This window comes from Stenotrophomonas sp. YJH_SMC_127, from assembly GCF_059372445.1.
The window spans coordinates 1-20362 of record NZ_JCAFVO010000009.1 but is presented as its reverse complement, the minus strand read 5'-3'; the positions used below and the strand labels follow the sequence as shown (position 1 = coordinate 20362).

General features: G+C 68.1%; 21 protein-coding genes. 12 read left to right on the top strand and 9 right to left on the bottom strand.

Annotated features, from left to right (window positions below):
* Nucleotides 1-205: 205 nt before the first annotated feature.
* The 3 genes from AC5QAB_RS17375 to AC5QAB_RS17365 all read right to left on the bottom strand — a co-directional run bounded on the left by AC5QAB_RS17375 (nt 206) and on the right by AC5QAB_RS17365 (nt 3445).
* Complete coding sequence (locus AC5QAB_RS17375; protein ID WP_142235043.1) at nt 206-1375, bottom strand: lytic polysaccharide monooxygenase; 1170 nt, start codon at nt 1373-1375, stop codon at nt 206-208.
* 181 nt (nt 1376-1556) lie between these two features.
* Entirely contained in the window at nt 1557-2726 is a 1170-nt protein-coding gene (locus AC5QAB_RS17370) for a lytic polysaccharide monooxygenase (RefSeq protein ID WP_495233517.1), read from the bottom strand.
* Nucleotides 2727-2917: 191 nt separating this feature from the next.
* On the bottom strand, nt 2918-3445 hold the full coding sequence (locus AC5QAB_RS17365) for a DUF1203 domain-containing protein (protein WP_197557183.1): 528 nt from the start codon (nt 3443-3445) through the stop codon (nt 2918-2920).
* Between the two features lie 296 nt (nt 3446-3741).
* Between AC5QAB_RS17365 and AC5QAB_RS17360 the strand changes: the two genes are divergently transcribed.
* Genes AC5QAB_RS17360 through AC5QAB_RS17350 form a run of 3 tightly spaced genes read left to right on the top strand, consistent with a single transcriptional unit; the run spans nt 3742 to nt 7189 of the window.
* Nucleotides 3742-5265: an alpha/beta fold hydrolase gene (locus tag AC5QAB_RS17360; protein ID WP_197561346.1), complete on the top strand. Its 1524-nt coding sequence runs from the start codon at nt 3742-3744 to the stop codon at nt 5263-5265.
* Nucleotides 5262-6008, top strand: coding sequence for an ABC transporter ATP-binding protein (locus tag AC5QAB_RS17355; RefSeq protein WP_046433110.1), 747 nt, complete (start codon nt 5262-5264; stop codon nt 6006-6008). Before AC5QAB_RS17360 ends, AC5QAB_RS17355 begins: the two co-directional genes overlap by 4 nt.
* The gene (locus AC5QAB_RS17350) at nt 6005-7189 is read left to right on the top strand and encodes an ABC transporter permease (RefSeq protein ID WP_049404907.1); all 1185 of its coding nucleotides are present in this window, start codon (nt 6005-6007) and stop codon (nt 7187-7189) included. The genes AC5QAB_RS17355 and AC5QAB_RS17350 overlap by 4 nt, the downstream gene beginning before the upstream one ends.
* A gap of 23 nt (nt 7190-7212) precedes the next feature.
* Here AC5QAB_RS17350 and AC5QAB_RS17345 read toward each other — a convergent pair whose 3' ends face one another.
* Nucleotides 7213-7923, bottom strand: coding sequence for a transposase (locus AC5QAB_RS17345; RefSeq protein WP_197561347.1), 711 nt, complete (start codon nt 7921-7923; stop codon nt 7213-7215).
* Nucleotides 7924-8022: 99 nt separating this feature from the next.
* Nucleotides 8023-8820 carry an AraC family transcriptional regulator gene (locus AC5QAB_RS17340; RefSeq protein ID WP_032959054.1) on the bottom strand — a complete coding sequence of 266 codons (798 nt, stop codon included), beginning with the start codon at nt 8818-8820 and terminating at the stop codon, nt 8023-8025.
* A 77-nt stretch (nt 8821-8897) separates the two neighbouring features.
* On the opposite strand from AC5QAB_RS17340, the gene AC5QAB_RS17335 reads away from it, so the two are divergent.
* Nucleotides 8898-9152: a hypothetical protein gene (locus AC5QAB_RS17335; protein WP_032959056.1), complete on the top strand. Its 255-nt coding sequence runs from the start codon at nt 8898-8900 to the stop codon at nt 9150-9152.
* 83 nt (nt 9153-9235) lie between these two features.
* Here the strand turns inward: AC5QAB_RS17335 and AC5QAB_RS17330 are convergent, their stop codons facing one another.
* A complete protein-coding gene (locus AC5QAB_RS17330) occupies nt 9236-10249 on the bottom strand; it encodes an energy transducer TonB (protein ID WP_014648799.1) in 1014 nt (337 codons plus the stop codon).
* Between the two features lie 201 nt (nt 10250-10450).
* On the bottom strand, nt 10451-11071 hold the full coding sequence (locus AC5QAB_RS17325; protein ID WP_041863948.1) for a TIGR00645 family protein: 621 nt from the start codon (nt 11069-11071) through the stop codon (nt 10451-10453).
* Between the two features lie 112 nt (nt 11072-11183).
* Here AC5QAB_RS17325 and AC5QAB_RS17320 point away from each other — a divergent pair, with 112 nt between their 5' ends.
* From AC5QAB_RS17320 to AC5QAB_RS17305, 4 genes are all read left to right on the top strand, one after another.
* Complete coding sequence (locus tag AC5QAB_RS17320) at nt 11184-11873, top strand: glutathione binding-like protein (RefSeq protein WP_046433096.1); 690 nt, start codon at nt 11184-11186, stop codon at nt 11871-11873.
* Between the two features lie 163 nt (nt 11874-12036).
* The gene (locus tag AC5QAB_RS17315; RefSeq protein WP_495233516.1) at nt 12037-14262 is read left to right on the top strand and encodes a S9 family peptidase; all 2226 of its coding nucleotides are present in this window, start codon (nt 12037-12039) and stop codon (nt 14260-14262) included.
* Between the two features lie 25 nt (nt 14263-14287).
* The gene (locus AC5QAB_RS17310) at nt 14288-14803 is read left to right on the top strand and encodes a cytochrome c oxidase assembly factor Coa1 family protein (RefSeq protein WP_014648795.1); all 516 of its coding nucleotides are present in this window, start codon (nt 14288-14290) and stop codon (nt 14801-14803) included.
* A gap of 67 nt (nt 14804-14870) precedes the next feature.
* A complete protein-coding gene (locus AC5QAB_RS17305) occupies nt 14871-16670 on the top strand; it encodes a DUF885 domain-containing protein (RefSeq protein WP_053495951.1) in 1800 nt (599 codons plus the stop codon).
* Between the two features lie 154 nt (nt 16671-16824).
* Here AC5QAB_RS17305 and AC5QAB_RS17300 read toward each other — a convergent pair whose 3' ends face one another.
* Entirely contained in the window at nt 16825-17283 is a 459-nt protein-coding gene (locus AC5QAB_RS17300; RefSeq protein ID WP_495233515.1) for a hypothetical protein, read from the bottom strand.
* Between the two features lie 186 nt (nt 17284-17469).
* Here AC5QAB_RS17300 and AC5QAB_RS17295 point away from each other — a divergent pair, with 186 nt between their 5' ends.
* The 4 genes from AC5QAB_RS17295 to AC5QAB_RS17280 all read left to right on the top strand — a co-directional run bounded on the left by AC5QAB_RS17295 (nt 17470) and on the right by AC5QAB_RS17280 (nt 20070).
* Nucleotides 17470-17718 carry a hypothetical protein gene (locus tag AC5QAB_RS17295; protein WP_005420185.1) on the top strand — a complete coding sequence of 83 codons (249 nt, stop codon included), beginning with the start codon at nt 17470-17472 and terminating at the stop codon, nt 17716-17718.
* A gap of 123 nt (nt 17719-17841) precedes the next feature.
* Complete coding sequence (locus AC5QAB_RS17290; RefSeq protein ID WP_014038878.1) at nt 17842-18759, top strand: bestrophin family protein; 918 nt, start codon at nt 17842-17844, stop codon at nt 18757-18759.
* A 19-nt stretch (nt 18760-18778) separates the two neighbouring features.
* Nucleotides 18779-19768 (top strand): porphobilinogen synthase, encoded by a 990-nt coding sequence (hemB, locus tag AC5QAB_RS17285; RefSeq protein ID WP_014648793.1) that lies wholly within the window; start codon nt 18779-18781, stop codon nt 19766-19768.
* A gap of 32 nt (nt 19769-19800) precedes the next feature.
* A complete protein-coding gene (locus AC5QAB_RS17280; protein WP_014648792.1) occupies nt 19801-20070 on the top strand; it encodes a gas vesicle protein GvpG in 270 nt (89 codons plus the stop codon).
* Between the two features lie 63 nt (nt 20071-20133).
* Here the strand turns inward: AC5QAB_RS17280 and AC5QAB_RS17275 are convergent.
* A partial coding sequence (locus tag AC5QAB_RS17275) for a hypothetical protein (RefSeq protein WP_495233514.1) occupies nt 20134-20362 on the bottom strand: 229 nt, incomplete at its 5' end.

Below are 20362 nucleotides of genomic sequence, written 5' to 3'. Positions count from 1 at the left end.
CCGGCAACCCCACGAACCCCGGTAGTGCCGGCCGCTGGCCGGCAACCGCACGAACCCCGGTAGTGCCGGCCGCTGGCCGGCAACCACACGAACCCCGGTAGTACCGGCCGCTGGCCGGCAACCGCACGAACCCCGGTAGTGCCGGCCGCTGGCCGGCAACCCTGGAAACCGGAGGCGACCCCACGCCGCCCCCGGTGCCCTGCCTTCAGTACTCGATCCAGGCATCACGCCAGGCAGAGCCGGTACCCGGGCGGTAGGCCTCTGCATTGATGTTGCACCAGGCGCCTTCCGGGAACGGGCGGCAGGCATACAGCTTGCCGTCGGTGCCCTTCACCACGGTCTGGCCCGGCGTGTAGCTGCCGATACCCGCGGGGTATACGAAGTCGTAGTCGTCAGCCGGCGGCGGATCGATCGGATCGACCGGATCCGGCACGCGGGTATCGAGCTGGAACAGGTGGCCTGGCTTCAGATAGACGCGGTTCCCGGTAGCCGAGGCGACGGGCGTGATCACGCCGTTCTTCATCACCCCCACGCGCGCCTGCTGCGCAGTGCCATTGACCTTGTGGGCCAGTGCGAGCGGCCACTGGTTCGCAGCGGTCTGGCCGGCGGCAAGGGTGATCTGCGGGCTTTCCAGATCGTTGCCCTGGGCGTTGAAGACCCGCAGGGTCAGGATGGTGCCCACGTCCAGCGCACCACGGGCAGTGACCGGACCCGCGTCCTGCCACTGCGGCGGCGGGGTCACACCACCGCCCCCCTCGAAGCGCACGTCTGCGCAGGTATAGAACGCCTCGCCCGAATCCGAGCGCTGCCAGGTGTTGTAGATGATGTGCTGGCCGCTGCGCTTGGGTAGCGGGCAGTCCAGCTTGTAGACGTCACCGGAGACCGGCACGTTGCCCAGCGTGCAGAATTCCTGCAGGTCGGCCCAGCGCAGCGGGCTGCCTGGTTGCCAGCCATCGCGGGTGACATAGAACTTCCACTCGCGGGTGGCATGCGGGGCCGGCGCCTTGAACTCGAACGTGTAGCGGCCACGGGCGTCGGCTCGGATCGGCGAGGTCTGCCAGTCACTGCGGTTCAGATCCAGGCCGCGGTACTTGCTGTTGCCGCCGCTGCACAACTCGCCATCGGGCACGACGGCCTGGTGGTTGCCATGGGCCTCGGCCTGGTTGATCCCGGCCCAGTCATAGAACGGTTGCGCACCACCGATGGCCTTGGCGGCAGCGCAGGCGGGGTTGGTCGGATTTTCGGGATTGCCCTGGTAACAGGCATAGACACGGCTGGCGGGTTTGGACAGGGTGCCGTGGGCGAACGCGCTGCCAGAGGTGGCAATGCCTGCGATCACAGACAGCGCGATGACGGTCCGGTGTGACAGATGCATGGAGATCTCCTGTGGGTGGTGAAACCCCGCGAAGTCTCGACATCCCGCCCGCCCGCATCCATCGGATTACGTTGAAAAAAGCATCGCGTGGTTGCATATGGGAACGGCTTCACACTCACGCGCTGGCGCGTCTCACGCTATGCAGGGAACGGCGCTCTGCCACCGTTCCCTGTACCCGGTCTCAGTATGCAATCCACGCATCGCGCCAGGCCGCACCCACACCCGGCCGGTACGCCTCGGCGTTGACGTTGCACCATGCACCTTCCGGGAACGGGCGGCAGGCGTACAGCTTGCCGTCGCTGCCCTTCACCACGGCCTGGCCCGGCACATAGCTGCCGATGCCCGCCGGGTACACGTGGTCGAAATCACCGCCCGGTGACGGTGTACCCGGGTCGGGAACCTGGGTATCGAGCTGGAAGCGGTTGCCGTCCTTCAGGTACACGCGGTTGTCGGTGGCCGAGGCGGTCGGCGTGATCACGCCATTGGCAAGCACGCCCACGCGCGCGTGCTGGGCACTGGCATTGACCTTGCGGGCGAGCACCAACGGCCACTGCGCGGGTGCGGTCTGGCCGCTGGCCAGGGTGGCCTCCACACGTTCGACGTCATTGCCGTTGGCGTTGAACACGCGCAGCGCCAGCGTCGTGCCAACCGGCAGCTCACTGCGTGCGGTGACCGGGCCGGCGTCCTGCCATTGCGGTGCCGGTGCGGTCCCTCCGCCGCCCTGGAAGCGCACGTCCATGCAGGTATAGAACGCCTCGGTCGAATCCGAGCGCTGCCAGGTGTTGTAGATCACATGCTGGCCGGTGCGCTGCGGCAACGTGCACTGAAGCTTGTAGGTGCCGTCGGCCGACAGCGGCGTATTGCCCAGCGTGCAGAACTCCTGCAGGTCGGCCCAGCGCAGCGGGCTTCCCGGCTGCCAGCCTTCGCGGGTGACGAAGAAGCGCCAGTCGCGCGTGGCGTGTGGTGCGGTCGCCTTGAACACGAAAGTGAACTTGCCATTGGCATCGGCCTGGATCGGCGTGGTCTGCCAGTCACTGCGGTTCACGTCCAGGCCGCGGAAGGTCGGGTTGTTGCCGCTGCACAGCTTCCCGTCGGGCACCACGGCCTGATGGTTGCCGTTGGCGTTGGCCTGGTTGATGCCGTTCCAGTCGTAGAACGCCTGTGAACCGCCGATGGCCTTGGCCGCGGCACAGGCCGGGTTGGTCGGGTTCTCGGGATTGCCCTGGAAGCAGGCATAGACGCGGCTGACCGGCGTGGTCATCGTGCCGTGGGCGAACGCGCTGCCGGCCAGGCACAGGCCCGCAGCGGCGAACGAGGTGGCCAGCAACAGCGGTGTGGATCGGAATGACATGGCGCATCCTTGTGGTCGTCGAAAGGGAACGGTGACCGCAGGAGCTGCGCTGCGCGGCGGACTTTCGGCGGCACCACGGCGAGTATCGAGTCGCACTGCAGGCGACGGAACCATCGCAGTGCCGATCCGTGACTGCGCATGTGAAGCCCTTCCCGCAGGCTTCACGCAGGGCTGAACGGATGCGCTGGACGTCACGTGACCGGCGTGGCATCGATCACGTCATGGAGATCACGCGACGCAGTCCCGGTAGCCACGCGATCTGCCTGGCACGAGAAACAGCCATGCGCCGCGTTGTGCAGCTGCACGAACGCCACCGACGGGTCGGCAAACAGAGCATCCAGGTGGTCGGCCACCTCGGTGCCCGCGCAGACCTGGGCACCGCACATCAGCGCGGCGTGGTCATAGGCACGCATCGAGATCATCCGGCGCTGCACATACGGGGGCACCTCGCCCGGCGGCAGGACGCAACGGGTCACGCCGCGCTGCACGAAGATCGGGCCGGCGGCGCGGTACGGCGAATGCAGCGGCAGGTGGACGTGGGACAGCAGGAGCAGCTCGCTGCCAGGCGCGGGATCGCTCAGGCTGATCCGGCAGGGATGTCCGCCGTTGGCGCCGGCCCAGCGACGCTGGATGCCGAGCACGGCGAGCGCGCTGTCGCTCATCTCGAACAGGTGCAGGAAAGGGCGGTGGTCGATGCCGCCGAGGTACCACGCGTGCATGGGCGTCTCCTTGGGTTTTCCGCGGATTGTGCGCATGCGCCGGTCGCCGTGCTCGCCGTTTTCAGACCCCGCATCGCCGTCGGGCCGGAACACTGGCCCTTGGGGTGCTGCTGGCCGCCGCCGATGCCGCCCTGCACGGGCCAAGGCCGAGCGCGGGACTGCCAGGTCTGCGCGCCGTCGGCGGCGGATTCGTCATTGCCCATCGCCGTCGGCGCGCTGCCCGTGTAAGTTGGGTCACATCTTCCGCGGCAGCCCGTCGTGGTCGACAGGAACGTCCTCCAGGGGAAACGAGCACGATGCAAAGACACCACCTCGCGCTGGCCGGGATGCTGGCCAGCCTGATGCTTGCCGGGTGCAGCCAACCGCCGGCCGCCGCCGGAAGCGCCAGCGATGCACCCAGCCGCCGCTTCGGCACGATCGACTTCCAGCCCTGCACGTTGTCCACCGAAGGCGCCAGCGCCAACGTGGAGGCGCAGTGCGCCACCCTGCAGGTGCCGGAGAACCGGGCCCAGCCCGATGGCCGCCGGATCGGCCTGCGCATCGCCTGGCTGGAATCGGGCAGCAGCGGCGCCAGCCAGCCCGACCCGGTGTTCTTCCTGGCCGGCGGCCCCGGCCAGGCGGCCAGCGAGGTGGCGGTCATCGTCGATACCGCACTGCGCCAGGTGCGCAAGCAGCGCGACGTGTTCCTGATCGACCAGCGCGGCACCGGCGGCTCCAACCCGCTCAGCTGTCTGGGCGCAGATGGCAAGCCGCTGCAGATGGACGAGGATGCCGCGCCTTCCGAGGCATCGCTGCGCGACTACGCCCAGCGCTGCGCCGCATCGCTGCAGGGGCGTGCCGATGCGCGCTTCTACACCACCACCGAGGCGATCGCCGATCTGGATGCGGTGCGTGCGGCGCTCGGTGTGGACCAGCTGAACCTGGTTGGCGGCTCCTACGGTACCCGCGTGGCCCAGCGCTATGCCGGGGCCTATCCGCAGCACACCCGCAGCATCGTCATCGATGGCGTGGTACCGAACGAGCTGGTGGTCGGTGGCGACTTCGCGACCACCTTCGAGGATGCGATCGCCCTGCAGTCGGCGCAGTGCCGCAAGGATGCCGCGTGCAGCAAGCGTTTCCCGACCGATACCCGCGCGCAGCTGCGCAGCGTGGTCGACACCCTGCGCCGTGCACCGGTCTCGGTCGAGTATCGCGACCCGGGTACCAACGCACCGCGGCAGGATGTCCTGACGCCGGACAGCGTGGTCGGCCTGGCCTTCGCCTTCTCCTACGTGCCGCAGTATTCCTCGCTGCTGCCACTGGTGCTGGATGAAGCCGCACACGGGCGCTATGCCCCGTTGGCATCGCTGGCGCGCGGCGCGAACCGCAGCATGGATTTCCAGATCAACCGCGGCATGCAGTGGTCGGTGATCTGCAGCGAGGATGCGCCGCGCTACCACGCGCCGGCCGAGGACCCCGAGCGGCTGTTCGGCAACGAAGTGGCCAGCGCCTTCTTCGCCGCCTGCCCGGTGTGGCCGCACCGTCCGGCGCCGGCAACCGATGCCGTGCCGCTGCGCAGCGACGTGCCGGCACTGCTGCTGTCCGGTGAGCTGGACCCGGTGACCCCCCCGCGCTACGCCGCACAGGTGCTCAAGGGCCTGCCCAATGGCCGTGCGCTGGTCGCCCGTGGCCAGGGCCATGGCACGTTGACCGCCGGCTGCATGCCGCGGCTGCTCGGCCAGTTCATCGACAAGACCGATGCCAAGGCGCTGGATGCCGGCTGCCTGGACACGCTGAGCTACGTGCCGGCGTTCACCTCGTTCAACGGATGGGAACCATGATCGTCGCCGACAACCTGCACAAGGCCTTCGATACCCGCACGGGCCGCATCCAGGCGGTCGCCAACGTCGGCTTCCGCGCCGGCGATGGGCAGATCACCGGCCTGCTCGGCCCCAACGGTGCCGGCAAGACCACCACCATGCGCATGCTCTACACGCTGATGACCCCTGACCAGGGCAGCATCAGCGTCGATGGCATCGATGCCGCCGGCAATCCGGTGGAGGTACGTCGCCACCTGGGCGTACTGCCCGATGCGCGCGGCGTCTACAAGCGTCTGACCGCGCGCGAGAACATCGCCTACTTCGGCGAGCTGCATGGCCTGTCGGCCGAGCGCATCCGCGAACGCATCGAGGTGCTGTCGCACGCGCTGGACATGGGCGACATCCTCGACCGGCAGACCGATGGCTTCTCGCAGGGCCAGCGCACCAAGACCGCGATTGCCCGCGCGCTGGTGCACGATCCGCGCAACGTCATCCTCGACGAACCGACCAACGGCCTGGACGTGATGACCACGCGCGCGCTGCGCCGCTTCCTGCTGGGCCTGCGCGAAGAGGGTCGCTGCGTGATCCTGTCCAGCCACATCATGCAGGAGGTGGGCGCGTTGTGTGACCACATCGTGATCATCGCCAAGGGCACGGTGATGGCCGCCGGCAGCGCCGATGATCTGCGTGCGCAGGCCGGTGAAGCCAACCTTGAGGACGCGTTCGTGAAACTGATCGGCAGCGAAGAGGGCCTGCACGCATGAGCATGATGTCGACCCTGATGACGGTGATGCGCAAGGAACTGCGCGACCTGTCGCGTGACCGCCGCACGCTGCTGCTGACCCTGCTGTTCGGGCCGCTGCTGTACCCGGTGCTGCTGCTGGGCATGGGCAAGCTGGCCGAGAGCCGGGTGCGCACCCAGATCGAGGAGCCGTTGCAGATCCCGACGATCGGCGCGGAGAACGCGCCGAACCTGGTGCGCTTCCTCGCCGCACAGGGCCTCAATGCCGCACCGGCGCCGAAGGACCTGGCCGAGGCCATCCGCAGCCAGGATATCGATGTGGCGCTGCGCATCAGCGGGGACTTCGGCAAGGACTGGGCCGAGGGCAAGCCGGCGCTGGTGGAGGTGATCAAGGACAGCACGCGTCGCGCGGCCGAGGTACCCAGTGCACGCCTGGAGGCGGCGCTGGCCACCTACAACGGCCAGGTCGGTGCCTTGCGCCTGATGGCACGCGGCATCGATGCACAGGTGGCACGCCCGCTGGACGTGGCGCGCCAGGACCTGGCCAGTGCCGAGGCCAAGCGCGGCATGATCCTGTCGATGCTGCTGCCGGTACTGCTGACGCTGACCTCGTTCATCGGGGGTGCCTACCTGGTGATGGACGCCACCGCCGGCGAGCGCGAGCGGCAGTCGCTGGAACCCCTGCTGGCCACGCCGGGCTCGCGCAGCGCGATCGTCAGCGGCAAGATCGCCGCCGCCTGCGTGGTCGGTTTCGTGTCGCTGCTGCTGACCCTGGTCGCGTTCAAGGTGAGCGCGCAGATCGCACCCGGCAACATCGGCCGCCAGTTCAACATGAACGTCGGCTCGATGCTGCAGATGTTGCTGGTGATGCTGCCGATGCTGCTGATCGGTACCTCGCTGCTGACCTTCCTGTCGGCCGCGGCCAAGAGCATGAAGGAAGCACAGAGCCACATGACCTGGCTGATGCTGCTGCCGATGCTGCCCGGCTACGCACTGGTGGCCTATCCGCTGAAGAGCGAGATGTGGCAGTACGCCGTGCCGTTCCTGTCGCAGAACCAGATGCTGCTGAAGGTGATCCGCCACGAGACCATCACCCCGACGGTCTGGGCGATCTACCTCGGTGCCAGCCTCGGCCTGGCCGCCGTGCTGTGGTTCGCCGCCGTGCGCCGCTACCACAACGAGCGCCTGGCCATCTCCGGCTGACCCCAAAAAGGGGACGGAGGGGATTAAGTCGTTTCTGCCCCTCCCGTCCCCTCCTTGCGCGGGCGGCCTTGTCTTCGCATCGCCACCGGGCGCCCGAGCGTCTTCTCTACCATCCGCAGGAACGCAGCATCCCCCAACGGACGCTGTTTGGCGCTATGACTGCGGATTGCGGGCAGATCGGCGGACGCATTCACATCGCGCAGGAATCGCGCATACACCGCCGTCCTGTTGCGAGCGGTCGCGGCCAACGCTCTGAATGCGGGATGCGGGGTCAGCATGGGGTCATCGCGTCGTTGAAGGTTGCCGTGCACGCTGGACCACGGATGATCTTCAGCACTGACCGCAATGCCGGCACGAACGGGATTGCGTTCGATGTAGCGGTATACGCTGAGCAGGTAAGCGTCGCTGTCGATCATCGAGGAATGGAAGCGGCCCTGCCACAGGGGACCGGTGCGGCCGTGCCGCTGGTTGAAAGCCTGCACATAGTTGTTGCCCTGCATGCGCATTGCATCGGCCAGCCCACGCTGCGTGGATGGCGTGGCCAGCAGGTGGATGTGGTTGCCCATCAGTACGTAGGCATGCAGTGCGACGCGGTGCTTGAGGAAAGCGCTGTGCAGCAGATGCAGGAACAGTTGCCGGTCGATGTCGTCGACAAAGATCGCACCCTTGTTCACACCGCGCTGGATCACGTGATAGGCCTGGCCGGCCAGCATCAGGCGCGCTTGTCGGGGCATGGGATTCCCAGGTCGAAGGGGGCCTCAGCCTGGCATCGGCACCGTGGCGTAGGGCATCAGGTAATGCCGCGCAGGCGTATCGGAGGAGTCAGAAGCGACTTAATCCCCTCCGTCCCCTTTTGCGTACCGCGCGGGCGTTACCCCCATCTCGCGCTTGAACACGTTGATGAAGGAACTGGGCGTGTCGTAGCCCATCGACAGGGCGACGCTGATCACCGGTTCGCCTGCCAGCAGGCGTGGCAGTGACAGCAGCACGCGCAGGCGCTGCCGCCACTGGCCCAGGGTCATGCCTGTGGCGGCCTGCCAACGGCGGGCGAGGCTGCGGCTGGACAGTCCGCTGGCGGCTGCCCACGCTTCGACGCTGCGCAGGTCGTCCGGCGAACGCGCCAGCGCCGCCGCGATCCGCCGCAACCGGCGATCCCGCGGCTGTGGCAGGGCAAATGGCAAGGGAGTGCTGGCACGGATCTCATCGGCGATGACGCCGGCCAGGCGTGCCTGCGCAGCGTCCAGTGCCTGATGGGGCCAGCGCAGTGCGCGCGTCACCGCCGCCTGCAACAGCGCATCGGGTTGGAAAATACGGGGCAGCGGGGGCAGATCCAGGCCGGTATCGGCGCGGACGTACAGGCTCCAGCCATCGAATGCGTCTGCCCCTATCAGGGCGTGGGGCAGCAAGGGCGGTATCCAGGCAACATGCCCCGCCGGCAGCAGCCAGTGCAGGTCGCCGGCCTCGATCCGCAGCAGGCCGTGGTGGGCACCCAGCAACTGGCCGCGCACGTGCTGGTGGCGCGCGGTGCGGCGCCGTCCCGGCACCCGCAGCTGGGAGGCCATGACGAGAGGACCGCCTTCAGCGTTCGCCAAAGCGGGGTCAATCAGCACAGGTGATGTCTGATCTGCCATATCCAATGGCAGTTATACGGCAGAACTGCCGATGACTGGGCGTCACACTGGGCTCCCGATCCCACAGGAGCATCACCATGCAGCCGCAGGACATTCTTCCCGACCATCAGAACGAGGTGCAGGTAAACGGCCTCACCGTGCGCAAGGGCAGCGTCGGCGCCTTCCTCGCCAGCGTCCGTGACTGGCAGGACCCCGCCAGCGATGACGCCACCCGCGTCACCGCCGAAGCAGATCTGCGTGGGCTGCTGCCGGGCCTGCATGCGCTGGGCCTGTTCCAGGTGCTGGCCGCGCGCGATCCGGCACTGCAACGCCTGATCGACAGCCTCTCCTGAAACGAACACGGCCCGGACATGCCGGGCCGTGTCCTCATTGCGGGGGCGGAAACGACTTAATCCCCTCCGTCCCCTTTTTGCGGTCAGGTGCCGCCCGGGGCGAATACCAGGGTACGGCGGGTGGTGACCGGTGCGCTGACCGGCTCGAAGCGCCAGCGCTTGACCGCGTTCATGGCTTCGCGATCGAAGACGCGCGACGGTGTTGCGCGCAATACGCGGGCGTTGGTCACTGAGCCGTCGGTGCCGACGGTGATTTCCACCAGCACTTCGCCGGAGGTGCCTGCACGCAGTGCCTCGGACGGATAGCGCGGCGCCGGGGTGCTGACCGGGCGCAGGTTCGGCGCCGCAGCGGCCGCTGGAGCCGCGGCCTGGCGTGCGGCACTGGCCTGCTGGGCGGCGGCCTGCTGCTGCTTCAGCTCGGCTTCGCGGCGCGCGGCGGCCTGGCGCTCGGCTTCCTGGCGCTCGTTGTCGCGGCGGGCGGCATCCTGCTGCGCAGCGATCTGCTTGGCCGCGTCGGCTTCCTTGGCACGCTGCTCGGCCAGGCGCTGCTGTTCGGTCTGCTGCTTGCTGCGGTCCTCGGCGTCCTTCTTGGCCTTCTCGGCTTCGGCCTCGGTGCGCTTGGCCGCGTTCTGCACGCCCTTGGCCAGGCCGTCCTTCAGGCGCGGCAGGGCCGGCGCGGATGCATCCACCTTCTCGATCAGCGCCACCAGCCGCTGCGCTTCGGTGTAGTCCTCGCGCCCCAGGTGCTGCTCGGCGGCGATCAGGGTGTACGGCAGCAGGTCGGTCAGCGCGCTCTTCACCGAGGCGTCGTCCGGGGTCTTGTCGCGCAGGGCGAGGTAGTACTCGATGGCGTTGTCGCCGGCCGGCGCGTACATGCGGTTCTCGCGCAGGGCCTGGCTGGCCGACTCACGCAGCTGCTCGGTGCCCATCGACTGCACCTTGGCGGCGACCACCGGTGCGGCCGGTGCAGCGGCGGTGGGGGCGGCGGCCGGAGCCGGTGCTGCGGATTCTTCCTTGCCCGAGCAGGCGGCCAGCGCCAGTGCCAAGGCAACCGGCAGCCACCGGCGCGCGGCGGTGATCGTTGAGACGTGCGACATCCTGCTCCCCTTTAGAAGACGACGTGACGTAAATCATTGATATGCATGGCCGGGACCCGTGGTCCAGGCGCGGCAGGGTGGCGTTTCCCGACGCCACCGCCGGCAACGGCGAGGATGCAATCTAGCATCCCGGCCACCGCCCCGCACAAGGGGTGGTGGCCGGGTGGGGCCGCGGCGATCATGTCGTGGCCGGCGGCGACCTCAGTGGTCGTGTGCCTTGTCGTGCGACTTGCTGTGGCCGTTGGACATCAGCTTGTCGGTCCAGGCGATGCCGATCGCCGACAGGATGAACACGCAGTGGATGATGGTCTGCCACAGCACGCCTTCCTGGGTCAGCATCGAGCAGCGGGCGACACCGATGTTGGCGGCGGCCACGCTCATCTGCTCCGGCGTGCACAGCGGGATACCGCCCAGCGCACCGCTGGCGATGAAGGTCTTCAGCAGGTGGATCGAGGAGATGCCGATGATCGCCATCGCCAGCTTCACCTTCAGCACGCTGGCATTGACGTGGCTCAGCCATTCCGGCTGGTCCGGGTGGCCTTCCAGGCGCAGGCGCGAGACGAAGGTCTCGTAGCCGCCGACGATCACCATGACCAGCAGGTTGGAGATCATCACCACGTCGATCAGGCCCAGCACGATCAGCATGATCTGCTGCTCGCCCATCGAGGCGGAATGCGAGATCAGGTGCCACAGTTCCTTGCCGAACAGGAACACGTAGACGCACTGCGCCACGATCAGGCCCAGGTACAGCGGCAGCTGCAGCCAGCGCGAGGCGAAGATCAGCGTGGACAACGGGGAGAGCGGCGGGCGGTTTGCACTCATGCGGGGGATGCTGCGTTTCGGGGGAGAGGCGAGGTTACCGGCCCGCCATGACGGTGCCAACCCAACTCACGCACTAGACTTCAGGTTCCTTTCCGCACCCCGAGCCGACGCCATGATCGACCTGTATTACTGGCCCACCCCGAACGGCCACAAAGTGACCCTGCTGTTGGAGGAAGCCGGCCTGGAGTACCGCATCCACCCGGTCAACATCGGCTCGGGTGACCAGTTCAAGCCAGAGTTCCTGGCCATCTCGCCCAACAACAAGATGCCGGCCATCGTCGACCACGCCCCGGCCGATGGCGGTGCCCCGCAGAGCGTGTTCGAGTCCGGTGCGATCCTGCTGTACCTGGCCGAGAAGACCGGCCGCTTCCTGCCCAGCGACCCGCGCGGCCGCGTGGCCACCCTGGAATGGCTGTTCTGGCAGATGGCCGGCCTGGGCCCGATGAGTGGCCAGATGGGCCACTTCAACGTGTACGCACCAGAAAAGATTCCCTACGCGATCGAGCGCTACGACAACGAGGTGCGCCGCCTGCACGGGGTGATGGACAAGCGCCTGGCCCAGCACGCCTTCCTGGCCGGCGACGAGTACACCATCGCCGACATGGCCAGCTACCCGTGGATCGGCGCCTACGACAAGCTGCCGGTGGACTTCGCCGCGTTCCCGAACCTCAAGCGCTGGCACGAGGCCATCGCCGCGCGCCCGGCCACCCAGCGCGCCTATGCGCTGCGCCAGCAGGTGAACCCGAACGCCGGCAAGCCGCTCAGCGACGAAGAGCGCAAGCACCTGTTCGGCCAGCGCTGACCCGCCGCGGGGTCGGATCCCTTTGCAACGCAAAGGGCCCTGACCCCAGCACCGCAGCATGGGCAGAAGGTCATGCTGCCTTCCTGCACGGGCTTGGTTAGGATGGGGGAACGACCGCCCCGCGCCCGCCGCAGGGCGGACCTGCCGTTTGCCGGGATCCTCCATGCGCCACCTGTTCGCTTCGCTTGCCCTCATGCTCGCCACCAGTACCGCCGCCCACGCCGAGAAGCTGACCCTGGAGGCCATCACCGGCCCGCTGCCGCTGTCCGGCCCGACCCTGATGAAGCCCAAGGTGGCGCCGGACGGTTCGCAGGTCAGTTTCCTGCGCGGCAAGGACAGCGATCGCAATCAGCTGGACCTGTGGACCTACGACATCGGCAGCGGCCAGACCCGCCTGCTGGTTGATTCCAAGGTGGTGCTGCCCGGCACCGAGACCCTCAGCGATGAGGAAAAGGCGCGCCGCGAGCGCCAGCGCATCGCCGCGATGACCGGCATCGTCGATTACCAGTGGTCGCCGGACGCACAGCGCCTGCTGTTCCCGTTGGGCGGCGAGCTGTACCTGTACGACCTCAAGCAGCAGGGGGCGGCGGCCGTGCGCCAGCTGACCCACGGTGAGGGCTTCGCCACCGACGCCAAGCTGTCGCCCAAGGGCGGCTTCGTCAGCTTCATCCGCGGCCGCAACCTGTGGGTGATCGACCTGGCCAGTGGAAAGCAGCTGCAGCTGACCCGCGACGGCAGCACCACCATCGGCAACGGCGTGGCCGAGTTCGTCGCCGATGAAGAGATGGACCGCCACACCGGTTACTGGTGGGCACCGGACGATTCGGCCATCGCGTTCGCGCGCATCGACGAGGCACCGGTGCCGGTGCAGAAGCGCTACGAGGTCTACGCCGACCGCACCGATGTGATCGAACAGCGTTACCCGGCCGCCGGTGACGCCAACGTGCGCGTGCAGCTGGGCGTGATCGCACCGGCCGCCGAGGCGCAGCCGCGCTGGGTCGACCTGGGCAAGGAACAGGACATCTACCTGGCCCGCGTCGATTGGCGCGATGCGCAGCACCTGAGCTTCCAGCGCCAGTCACGCGACCAGAAGCAGCTGGACCTGGTGGAAGTGGCACTCGACTCCAACCGCCAGCGCGTACTCGCCCACGAGACCAGCCCGACCTGGGTACCGCTGCACAACAGCCTGCGCTTCCTTGAAGACGGCAGCGTGCTGTGGTCGTCCGAGCGCACCGGCTTCCAGCACCTGTACCGCATCGACAGCAACGGCAAGGCCACCGCGCTGACCCACGGCAACTGGCCGGTGGACGAGCTGCTGGCGGTGGATGAGACGGCCGGCAAGGCCTACTTCCGCGCCGGCATCGAAAGCCCGCGCGAAAGCCAGATCTACGCGGTATCGCTGCAGGGCGGCGAGCCGCAGCGCCTGTCGAAGGCGCCGGGCATGCACAGCGCCAGCTTCGCCCGCAACGCCAGCGTCTATGTGGACAGTTGGTCCAACAGCACCACGCCGCCGCAGATCGAGCTGTTCCGCGCCAACGGCGAGAAGATCGCCACACTGGTGGAAAACAACCTGGCCGATCCCAAGCACCCGTATGCGCGCTACCGCGACGCGCAGCGCCCGGTCGAGTTCGGCACGCTCACCGCCGCCGACGGCAAGACGCCACTGCACTACAGCCTGATCAAGCCGGCCGGCTTCGATCCGTCCAGGCGCTACCCGGTGGCGGTGTATGTCTATGGCGGCCCGGCCAGCCAGACCGTCACCGACAGCTGGCCCGGCCGTGGCGACCATCTGTTCAACCAGTACCTGGCCCAGCAGGGCTACGTAGTGTTCTCGCTGGACAACCGCGGCACCCCGCGCCGCGGCCGCGACTTCGGTGGTGCGCTGTACGGGAAGCAGGGCACGGTGGAAGTGACCGACCAGCTGCGCGGCGTGACCTGGCTGAAGCAGCAGCCGTGGGTGGACCCGGCGCGCATCGGCGTGCAGGGCTGGTCCAACGGCGGTTACATGACCCTGATGCTGCTGGCCAAGGCGTCGAACCAGTACGCCTGCGGCGTGGCCGGCGCCCCGGTCACCGACTGGGGCCTGTACGACAGCCATTACACCGAGCGCTACATGGACCTGCCGGCGCGCAACGACGCCGGTTACCGTGAAGCGCGCGTGCTGAGCCACATCGATGGGCTGCGCTCGCCGTTGCTGCTGATCCACGGCATGGCGGACGACAACGTGCTGTTCACCAATTCGACCAGCTTGATGAGCGCGCTGCAGAAGCGCGGCCAGCCGTTCGAGCTGATGACCTACCCGGGTGCCAAGCATGGCCTGTCCGGCGCCGATGCCCTGCATCGCTACCGTGTGGCCGAAGCCTTCCTGGGGCGCTGCCTGAAGCCTTGAAATACAGACGGGAAGGAGCCCGCCGATGACACTGCCGCCGCCGATTCCCACCCACGGCCCGAAGCCCGCCGGCTGGTGGTCCCGCCACTGGCGCTGGGCGATGCCCGTGGCCGTGCTGCTGGTGCTGGCCGGGGCCGGTGGCACGGTGGCCTGGAGCGTGCTGCGCTGGAGTGAGGCGGCACGCGAGAGCCCACCGATGCGCGAGGCGATGCGTCGCGCCGGCTGCAGCATCGAACTGGTGGAAGCCTTCGGCGAGCCGCTGCGTACCGAATCGATGCCGCTGGGCAGCATGCAGACCGCGCTCAACGGCCAGCGCGATGTCGGCCTGACCGTGGCCCTGGAAGGCCCCCGCGCACACGGCCGGTTGTTCGTGAAGGGCACCCGCAGTGACGACGTGTGGGACTACCCGGTGATGTACGTGCTGGGCGAGAACAAGCAGACCTTCGACCTGACTGCGCTGGATGACGATGAGGCCGCGCAGGAATGCGAACTGCAGGCCTGCCGCGAACGCGGCGAATGCCCGCTGACCGCAGCGTTGTGACCTCCGGCCGATTGTCGCCACCGCGCTGAGCGCGTAGGGTGCGGGCAACCCTGTCCTGGAGTGCACCATGAAGCCGATCGCGTTGGCCGTTGCCCTGGCCCTGACCGCCGCCCCGCTGCTGTCCGCACCGCCGGCGCTGGCGGCACCCGCCGCCAAGGCCGCCACACCGGCCAGCCCGGCCTGGGTCGCCCGCAGCAACGCACTGGCGCAGATCCTGCTCGATGCGCAGGGCCCGTTCCAGCCGGAAGAAACCGGCTTCTTCGGCGTGCCCGGCTACGACGACAAGGTGGCCGACCTCGGCGCGGACAACGGCAAGCGCTACCGCGCCGCGATGGCCAAGGCCCGCGACGAACTGAAGGCGAAGCTGGCCACCGAGCAGGATCCCAACGTCCGCCAGGACCTGGAGATCATGATCCACGCCGCCAACCAGAACATCGAAGGCAGTGAGCTCAACGAGAAGTACCTGTTGCCGTGGAGTGACGCGCCGCAGACGGTGTTCAGCGGCCTCAACCTGCTGCTGTCCGACCAGGTGCCGGCCGAGCGCCGGGCCAAGGCGATCGACCGCCTCAAGGCTTACGCCGGCCTGCAGCCGGGCGGCACCGCGTTCACCACGCTGGCCCGCCAGCGCTACGAAGAGCGCTTGAAGGACAGCAGCCTGCTGCAGCCGACGAAGATCGAAGTGCAGCAGTCGCTGGACAACGTCGAGACCTACATCAGCGGCATCGAGTCGCTGCTGAAGAAGTACCAGATCGCCGGCGCCGATGAAGCGATGAAGGCCCTGGCCGGGCAGATGAAGGACTACGCCAGCTGGACGCGCTCGACCGTGCTGCCGAAGGCGCGCACCGACGCACGGCTGCCGGCGCCGCTGTACGCCTACCAGCTCAAGCAGGTCGGCATCGACATCGACCCGAAGCTGCTGATGCAGCGTGCGCAGCTGGAGTTCATGGAAACCCGCTCGGCGATGCAGCAGCTGGCGCCGCTGGTGGTGAAGGACAAGGGCCTGAAGGTGGCCGACCCGAGCGACCCGGTGGCGGTGATCCGCGCGCTGAAGGCCGACAAGATCGCCGACGACCATCTGGAAGGCCACTACCGCAAGGTGATCGATGCGATCGATCCGCTGATCCGCGAGCATGCCATCGTCGACGTGCCCAAGCGCGCCATGCAGATGCGCCTGGGTTCGGCCGCCGAGAGCGCGGCCAGCCCGGCCCCGCATTTCCTGCCGGCGCCGCTGGTCAACAACACCGGGCAGCAGGGCACCTTCGTGCTGCCGCTGGGCAACCCGGCCGCGGGCCCGGGCGCACAGTACGACGACTTCAACTTCGGTGCGGCGGCGTGGACGCTGAGTGCGCATGAAGGCCGCCCCGGCCACGAGCTGCAGTTCACCGCGATGGTCGAGCGCGGCGTGTCGCTGGCACGCACCATGTTCGCGTTCAATTCGGTGAACGTGGAAGGCTGGGCGCTGTATGCCGAGGCCGAGATGGTGCCGTACGAGCCGCTGGACGGGCAGATGATCGCCCTGCAGTTCCGCCTGCTGCGCGCCGCACGCGCGATGCTCGACCCGATGCTCAACCTCGGCCTGACCGACCGCGCCAACGGCGAGCGCGTGCTGATGGAGCAGGTCGGCCTGTCCAAGGCGATGGCCACCCAGGAACTGGACCGCTACATGGTGCGCATGCCGGGCCAGGCCGGCAGCTACTTCTACGGCTACACCCGTATCCTGGAACTGCGCATGCAGACTGAGCTGGCACTGGGTGCGAAGTTCGACCGCCTGGCGTTCAACAACTTCCTGCTCGACCAGGGCCTGCTGCCGCCGGACCAGCTGGCCGACGCGGTGAACAAGGTGTTCGTGCCGAAGTACAAGCGCTGAACACCTTCCGGTAGTGCCGGCCGCTGGCCGGCATTCCCCGGGCATCAAGAGGATTTCTGAGGTTGCCGGCCAGCGGCCGGCACTCCCCTGGCGTCGGGAGGATTCCTGAGGTTGCCGGCCAGCGGCCGGCACTACCTGCGGTGACGCTGCCGCGTCACCGCTGCGGGGTGATCACCTGCGTCGGCAGTCGTGCCGGGGATTCCGGGTTCGGCACCCAGATCGCCACGCCGGCGGCGCGCTTCTGCGTGGTCGGAATACCGATGCCGACGCCACCGCCGACATGCGAGCCGAACGTGCCGGCACCCACCGACATGCCCACCGGTGAGCCGCTGCTGCCCACGCCCATCAGCACCACGCCATTGGCGCCCAGCGCTGCGGCCTCGCGCTTCAGGCGCGCCACCGCTGCATCGGTCTGGCCCTGCGTGCCGAAGCCCACGGCAGACGCCGATTCCAGCTGGGCGATTTCCTGGGAGCCGGCCGGCGGCGTCGAATAGATCTGCACCAGTGCCGGATCGATCGGCGCGCGGGCGCGCCCCAGCATGACCTTGGAGGTGCTGGCACAGCCAGCGGCGACCAGCAGGATGGCCGCCAACGCGGCCCAACGGATGTTCATGGCACGACCCCTGTAGGACTGGTTGCGATCATCGGCGGGCCACTCTGAATCGGCGCCAACACCCGGCCCAGGGCAGGCACGGCGGCACGCTAGCACGGCGCCGGTGACAGCCCCGCCAACGGCAGTAGGCGGCGACGGCGGGAACGACTATGGTGCACAGACAGGAACCAACTGCGGGAGAGTGGAATGGGCGTGATCAGTCTGTTGTGGGGCGTACTGGCGCTGTTGTGGATGATCCTGGCGCTGATTCCGCTGCTGGGCTGGGGCAACTGGTTCCTGATCCCGTTCGCCGCCGTGGGCGCGGTGATCGCCGCGCTGGGCATCCTGTTCACCCACCCGACCAAGCGCGGCCGGGCCTGGGCCGGGCTGGTGCTGAACGGCATCGTGGTGGTGGTCGGCATCCTGCGCCTGGGCCTGGGGGGCGGCGTGATCTGAGCCGCATCGCCGGGTGCGACCGGGCGTCGCAGGTACACGGCCGCGGGCCGGGCAGGGGCGTACAATGAACGGCTGCGCGAGCCCCCCGCGTGCCTGTGAATCCGCGCCCGGCGCGGCTGCCCCATGATCATCCGACCCCGTCCCCACGGCTGGCAACTGCTGTACATCCTGCGCGGCTCGATCGTAAAAGCGATCGCGCCGAAGGTGCTGGCCATCCTGATCCTGTCCATCGCGGTGGCCGCGGTGGTGGAACTGGCGCCGCCGACCGGCATCGAGCGCGTTTCCGTCACGCCGTTCACCCTGCTCGGCCTGGTCCTGTCGATCTTCCTCAGTTTCCGCAACAGCGCCTGCTACGACCGCTGGTGGGAAGGCCGCAAGCTGTGGGGCCAGCTGGTCTACGAATCGCGTTCGCTGGCCCGCCAGGTGAACCTGCTGCTGGCCGATGACGCCGGCCGCCGCCGCCGCATCGCCTACCTCACTACGGCTTTTGCCCATGCGCTGGCCGCGCGCCTGCGCGGGCGCATCGTGGCCCTGGCGGCGTTGCCGTGGCTGGACAAGCCGCAGCGCGAGCAGCTGGGCCAGCGCGAGAACGTGCCCGACGCATTGCTGTCGATGATCGCTGCCGAGCTGGCCCAGGCCCTGCGCGCCGGCGAACTCGACCCGATCCTCTACACCCAGCTGGAAGAGCGCCTGCACGCGATGTCGTCGATCCAGGCCGGCTGCGAGCGCATCCTCACCACGCCGCTGCCGTTCGCCTACACCCTGCTGCTGCATCGCTGCGCATGGATGTTCTGCGTGCTGCTGCCGTTCGGCCTGGCCAGCTCGCTGGGCTGGGGCACGCCGGTGCTGTCGGCGGTGCTGGCCTACGCCTTCTTCGGCCTGGACCAGCTGGGCGAAGAAATGGAAGACCCGTTCGGCCTGGAGCCGAACGACCTGCCGCTGGACGCGCTGGTGCGCACGATCGAGATCGACCAGCTCGACGCGCTCGGCGAACGCCCGTTGCCCGAACCCCTGCTGCCGCAGGGCTACCTGTTGCAATAGCCACTCCTCGGAGCCTGCCATGTCCCACCCGCTTTACCGCCCGCGCCGCATGCGCCACGACGAGTTCTCGCGCCGCCTGATGCGCGAGAACACGCTGACCACCGACGACCTGATCTACCCGGTGTTCGTGCACGAACGGGCGGGCCGCACCGCAGTGCCGTCGATGCCGGGCGTGGAGCGGCTGTCGATCGAAGAGCTGCTGAAGGTGGCCGAAGAAGCGCTGGAACTGGGCATCCCAGTGATCGACCTGTTCCCGGTGATCGACCCGTCGCTGAAGTCGCTGGACGCGTCGGCGGCGTGGGCCGAGGACGGCCTGGCGCAGCGTGCGATCCGCGCGCTGAAGTCGCGCTTCCCGGAACTGGGAGTGATGACCGACGTGGCGCTGGACCCGTACACCACCCACGGCCAGGACGGCATCATCGACGACAAGGGTTACGTGCTCAACGACATCACTGTCGAAGCGCTGGTCAAGCAGTCGCTGTCGCACGCCGAGGCCGGTGTGGACATCGTCTCGCCGTCGGACATGATGGACGGCCGCATCGGCGCGATCCGCCGTGCGCTGGATGCCGACAACCACATCAACGTGCGCATCATGGCCTACTCGGCCAAGTACGCCTCGGCGTTCTACGGCCCGTTCCGTGATGCGGTGGGCAGCGCGGCCAGCCTCGGCAAGGCCGACAAGAAGACCTACCAGATGGACCCGGCCAACGGCGACGAGGCCCTGCGCGAGATCGCGCTGGACCTGGAAGAGGGCGCCGACATGGTGATGGTCAAGCCGGGCATGCCGTACCTGGACCTGGTGCGCCGGGTGAAGGAGACATTCGGTGTGCCGACCTTCGCCTATCAGGTGAGTGGCGAGTACGCGATGATGAAGGCCGCCTTCGCCAACGGCTGGCTGGACGAACGCGCCTGCGTGCTGGAGTCGCTGCTGGGTTTCAAGCGGGCCGGCGCCGATGGTGTGCTGACCTATTTCGCGCCGCAGGTGGCGCGCTGGCTGCGCGAGCGCTGACAATAGCGCCACGATAGACGGAGGACTGCGCGATGGGACCCGAACTGGGATGGGTGCAATGGCTGATCTGGGGCACCGGTACGCTGGTGTTCGGCGCCATCATCGTCGCTGTCTTCATCGCCGCCTGGCGGGCCGGCAAGCGCCCGCCGGAACAGCTCTCCGCTGCCCGCCACGTGGCCCGTGAGCAGGCGCTGCCGGAGACCGTGCAGGCCGAGCTGGCCGCGTTGAACCAGCGCAAGGACAACGGCCAGCTGAGCGAGATGGAGTACGAGCAGTTGCGCGCCAAGGTGTTGTCGCGCTGACGGGGCGTTTCAATCCACGCATGGCGTGGATCTACTGGTAGTCGCCAACCTTGGTTGGCGCTTTCACGTATGCCAACCAAGGTTGGCATCTATCAAACGGCCATCCACGCATGGCGTGGATCTTATCTCTTGCCGATCTGGCACCTTGGGTGCCGAGAGCCCGGCGTGGGCGACCGTGTGGATCCAGGTCTTGCGACCGAGAAGTAGCTTGGGTCCCCACGCCGGATTCTCCCTGAACCGCCCGAACAGTTGGTTGAGTTGGCGCTCGAACTGATAAGACTGGGCAAGCGGG

What these genes read in the sequence shown, in the direction of transcription:
- AC5QAB_RS17290 (WP_014038878.1), top strand. Translation starts at nt 17,842, where the DNA reads ATGATCATCCGACCCCGTCCCCACGGCTGGCAACTGCTGTACATCCTG.
- AC5QAB_RS17295 (WP_005420185.1), top strand. Translation starts at nt 17,470, where the DNA reads ATGGGCGTGATCAGTCTGTTGTGGGGCGTACTGGCGCTGTTGTGGATG.
- AC5QAB_RS17310 (WP_014648795.1), top strand. Translation starts at nt 14,288, where the DNA reads ATGACACTGCCGCCGCCGATTCCCACCCACGGCCCGAAGCCCGCCGGC.
- AC5QAB_RS17320 (WP_046433096.1), top strand. Translation starts at nt 11,184, where the DNA reads ATGATCGACCTGTATTACTGGCCCACCCCGAACGGCCACAAAGTGACC.
- AC5QAB_RS17325 (WP_041863948.1), bottom strand. Translation starts at nt 11,071, where the DNA reads ATGAGTGCAAACCGCCCGCCGCTCTCCCCGTTGTCCACGCTGATCTTC.
- AC5QAB_RS17330 (WP_014648799.1), bottom strand. Translation starts at nt 10,249, where the DNA reads ATGTCGCACGTCTCAACGATCACCGCCGCGCGCCGGTGGCTGCCGGTT.
- AC5QAB_RS17300 (WP_495233515.1), bottom strand. Translation starts at nt 17,283, where the DNA reads ATGAACATCCGTTGGGCCGCGTTGGCGGCCATCCTGCTGGTCGCCGCT.
- AC5QAB_RS17340 (WP_032959054.1), bottom strand. Translation starts at nt 8,820, where the DNA reads ATGGCAGATCAGACATCACCTGTGCTGATTGACCCCGCTTTGGCGAAC.
- AC5QAB_RS17350 (WP_049404907.1), top strand. Translation starts at nt 6,005, where the DNA reads ATGAGCATGATGTCGACCCTGATGACGGTGATGCGCAAGGAACTGCGC.
- hemB (WP_014648793.1), top strand. Translation starts at nt 18,779, where the DNA reads ATGTCCCACCCGCTTTACCGCCCGCGCCGCATGCGCCACGACGAGTTC.
- AC5QAB_RS17365 (WP_197557183.1), bottom strand. Translation starts at nt 3,445, where the DNA reads ATGCACGCGTGGTACCTCGGCGGCATCGACCACCGCCCTTTCCTGCAC.
- AC5QAB_RS17345 (WP_197561347.1), bottom strand. Translation starts at nt 7,923, where the DNA reads ATGCCCCGACAAGCGCGCCTGATGCTGGCCGGCCAGGCCTATCACGTG.
- AC5QAB_RS17335 (WP_032959056.1), top strand. Translation starts at nt 8,898, where the DNA reads ATGCAGCCGCAGGACATTCTTCCCGACCATCAGAACGAGGTGCAGGTA.
- AC5QAB_RS17360 (WP_197561346.1), top strand. Translation starts at nt 3,742, where the DNA reads ATGCAAAGACACCACCTCGCGCTGGCCGGGATGCTGGCCAGCCTGATG.
- AC5QAB_RS17315 (WP_495233516.1), top strand. Translation starts at nt 12,037, where the DNA reads ATGCGCCACCTGTTCGCTTCGCTTGCCCTCATGCTCGCCACCAGTACC.
- AC5QAB_RS17355 (WP_046433110.1), top strand. Translation starts at nt 5,262, where the DNA reads ATGATCGTCGCCGACAACCTGCACAAGGCCTTCGATACCCGCACGGGC.
- AC5QAB_RS17375 (WP_142235043.1), bottom strand. Translation starts at nt 1,375, where the DNA reads ATGCATCTGTCACACCGGACCGTCATCGCGCTGTCTGTGATCGCAGGC.
- AC5QAB_RS17280 (WP_014648792.1), top strand. Translation starts at nt 19,801, where the DNA reads ATGGGACCCGAACTGGGATGGGTGCAATGGCTGATCTGGGGCACCGGT.
- AC5QAB_RS17305 (WP_053495951.1), top strand. Translation starts at nt 14,871, where the DNA reads ATGAAGCCGATCGCGTTGGCCGTTGCCCTGGCCCTGACCGCCGCCCCG.
- AC5QAB_RS17370 (WP_495233517.1), bottom strand. Translation starts at nt 2,726, where the DNA reads ATGTCATTCCGATCCACACCGCTGTTGCTGGCCACCTCGTTCGCCGCT.